Consider the following 3,410-nt stretch of genomic DNA (forward strand, 5'->3'; position numbering starts at 1 on the left):
CCACTTTAGATATTTGTTTAAGATGAGATGTAACTCATTGAAATGTGTCATCATATTCGTCGTCAGAAAACAAGTATTATGCCATTATTTCAATGAGTTATCTTTTTTTGTCGTGTACAAAGTAAAATCATATATTTTAGTATCAGATCATGATTTATATAAAATGACTAAAAAAAATAATGATAAATATGCAATACAAATACCAGATTTTGATAACTATGAAGATCTAGTAAGTCATATTAGTAATGAATTAATGAATGTAGAAAAACTAATAAAAAATCTTGATCTACTGATTAAAGCGAATACTGGATGGATGCAAAACAATTATCTAGTAAAGTTAGGAGAAGCTAGCTCAAAAACATTTGCCGATATAAATCAATGCATTAATTCTTTAAAAAATATTAATCCTGATAAATCAATGCGTTCTTCTGAATTTTTATTAGGTCTGTTAGTCGGTTTTAAGAATAATTCATTAGATGATTTTTATGTCTTAATCGAATTTTTGAGGCAGAATGATAGTTTTAAAAATACTATTTGCTTATTGTTGATTCAAGCATGTCAAAATGATGATGATTTCCAATACTTTAGTCAGTTAATTATTGATAAAAAAATTGATGTTCTGAATTTTCCAAGATTGTCAGCAAATAAATATCATAATAAAATTAGTAATAGTCAATTTGAAATCTTACTCGATGCATTGATTTTTGTGGGAGCGACCGATCAAATTAGATACGAGCTTTTAGAAGAATGTTTTTTTCAAAAAAAATTAAATAGTAAATATGTGGGTATTCTCCTAAGTGAAATTAAAACAATACTCAAGAATGATAACTTGTACGATCATAGTGAAGATGCTTTAGAATACTTATTTACTTTTGATGAACCTCATAGAATTAAAGTCCTTGAAGAAGTAAAAAGCTTGTTTGATGATGAGAAATATATTTCTATACATCGAAACTCAAAAAACTTTAAGTTATTAAAAATTTGTGTTGAAAAGAGTACAGATCTATTCCTTCCTCTATTTTTACAAGATCAAGAATTTTTAGATAAATTTGGGAGTAATGATCTAAGAAAAGTTCTCGTTCATGCAAATCAGCAAACTGTTATAAATTGGATCTGTCATGATCAAGATAGATTACAATTTTGGATAAAAAATTCTAACTTATTTACTATTCAAGATAATGGTCAAATCTTTTGGTTAGATTTACTTTTGACCTTACTAGACCTAAGTGATTCTGCTCAAAATACTTTAGATCAAATTATTGAAGAAAATATTTTCACTTTACGTTCTGCTTCTGGCAGTTGGTCAGAGGAAATGAAACGAAGACTACCATCTATCACTGCTTTGAAAGAAAAACTCAAGATATCCCACCCGACACTTTTACGATTCATTAACTTAAAAGAAGAGGAATGGTTGAATCGTATAAAAATCCAAGAAAAAGCAGACGATGAAGATAAGAAGTTTAAGAATGAACGTTTTGAGTGGTGAAGGAGGAGGCTATATAGATATAGCCTCCAATGATAATAGCTTAAAGGTTATTTACATAAATACCAACCATAAGCATTTTCCCAAATATTCCTTCCTGCTTCCAATGGAATACCATCGAAATGGACACTTGGTGAAGCTTGAATACCACCTGTATTAGTTAACCAACCTCTTAAACTAATTTTGATGTTTTTACCATCATTTGAGAATTGCTCTAGACTTCCAACAGCAACTCCATTTGATTTTTCATATTGTAGCTGCCCCATAACATATAGGTTTGTTGGGAAATTTAGAGTTACATCTTTACAAACTTTACTACCAATATTTTTAGAAGTAGGTTTGTTTGAATTTAAGAAATTATTATAAGCTAGTTGTTTGGCTTTTTCCTGCGCTCGATATTTCTCATTTAATGCTCGTTGTCTAGATTGCTCTATATCCTTTTGCACTTGGTTTTTAAAGTAAAATGATGTGATATCTGAAGATGACATTATTTCGGTTTTAAGAGTAACCAATCTTGAAGTATAAACATTTGAGTTTATTTTATGTTCACCTAATGGTTCAATTAAAACACCCCAACTTTTATAATTTGGTAAATTGCATCTAAAACCACCAATGGCTTCATCAACCTTATATTTTTTCAATAGGTTTCGTGCGGATTGATCTTGTACTTGATCCATTGGACTTGATTCAATTCTTACAAACTTACCATTTTGACTTTCACAATATAAACTCAGAGACTTTTTTGGAATTAACGATTCAGGATCGCTAGTAACTCCATTATGCCAAAGATAAATGTAGTCTTTACCCTTATTATCATTTCCATTTAATTTCATTTTTAAAACTAAATCATTAGGGCTTGAGAATTTACTCACTTTTTCTGGTGTTATACTTTCTAGTGATTGGCAACCATTAAGTATGGCTAATGAGATAGCGGAAATAATATAAATATTCTTCATAATTAAATTAATATCAATGATTTAAATTTAATTAAATTATTTTCTTTTGCTTTTGTAAAGTATAAATGGATTAATTCTGTTTTATTATAAAGAAAGGCTACTCCCAAATGGGATGTAGCCTTAAATGGTTTTTGAGAACATTTCCTTGTTCAATTTTAACGCCTTTATTGGCTGATCAATTTTTTCATGCTGACTTAAGCCATATTCCACTTCAAATTTCTAAATCTAGGATTTAGCTTTTTCTCACCTAAGATGGAAGAGCAAGACACTTATATTTTTCATGTCCGTGTGAACATTATCTAGATTAAAAGAACCTAGTAACTCCGCATAAGCATTATTTCTTCAGTGACCAAACCTCAGAATACTTATGCTTTATCAATCATGGTCTAGTTTGAGCGACCAAGCTCAAACACAGGAATACGACCAAGCATTCCCTTAACCTTCTTCTTACATATTGCCGAACATACTCTCATATGTGCCGACTCAAGCTTTCGCAGTGAGCAATCTGATCAATCAGATTGTTTTAGGATTCGCTTTAAGCTAGCTATCTCACTTAATACAATTGTAAGCGTCCGCTGAACACACCTTCTGAATTCATCCTATAAGCCTTAATTTAGTCCCCACTTAGAAACAAGTGGGGACTTAAATTTATGACTACAAATAATCAGACATCCATCGCATCTCTTGCGAAAAAACGAAGAACATACAGTGCTGAATTTAAACAGCAGATCGTTCAGGCTTGTAAAGCACCGGACGTTTCAATTGCTTCAGTCGCTTTGCAACATGGATTGAATACAAATCTTGTATCCAAATGGATTCGCTTAATTGATGCTAAGCCAGGGAGTGATCGCTCACCACTACCGAATAAACCTGCATTTATTGCCTTATCTTGCTCTGCACCATTAGATCCTACTCCTACTGACATGTTAACGGTTCAAATTACTTTACCCCACTCAAAAGCAGAAATTGGC

General features: G+C 31.2%; 3 protein-coding genes. 2 read left to right on the forward strand and 1 reads right to left on the reverse strand.

Annotation, left to right across the window (positions count from 1 at the left end):
- The first annotated feature begins 163 nt into the window (after nt 1-163).
- Nucleotides 164-1,486, forward strand: a complete 1,323-nt coding sequence (locus FTU91_RS15900) for a hypothetical protein (RefSeq protein WP_180082820.1) — start codon at nt 164-166, stop codon at nt 1,484-1,486.
- Between the two features lie 47 nt (nt 1,487-1,533).
- Here FTU91_RS15900 and FTU91_RS15905 read toward each other — a convergent pair whose 3' ends face one another.
- Nucleotides 1,534-2,439 carry a hypothetical protein gene (locus FTU91_RS15905; protein WP_180082821.1) on the reverse strand — a complete coding sequence of 302 codons (906 nt, stop codon included), beginning with the start codon at nt 2,437-2,439 and terminating at the stop codon, nt 1,534-1,536.
- A 650-nt stretch (nt 2,440-3,089) separates the two neighbouring features.
- Here FTU91_RS15905 and FTU91_RS15910 point away from each other — a divergent pair.
- Nucleotides 3,090-3,410 (forward strand): transposase (locus tag FTU91_RS15910; protein ID WP_180082822.1); only part of this gene is annotated, 321 nt, incomplete at its 3' end.

It is taken from the genome of Acinetobacter sp. YH12201 (assembly GCF_013418145.1).
GTDB lineage: Bacteria > Pseudomonadota > Gammaproteobacteria > Pseudomonadales > Moraxellaceae > Acinetobacter.

Coding starts and splice junctions, on each gene's coding strand:
- FTU91_RS15900 (WP_180082820.1), top strand. CDS start 164: ATGACTAAAAAAAATAATGATAAATATGCAATACAAATACCAGATTTT.
- FTU91_RS15905 (WP_180082821.1), bottom strand. CDS start 2,439: ATGAAGAATATTTATATTATTTCCGCTATCTCATTAGCCATACTTAAT.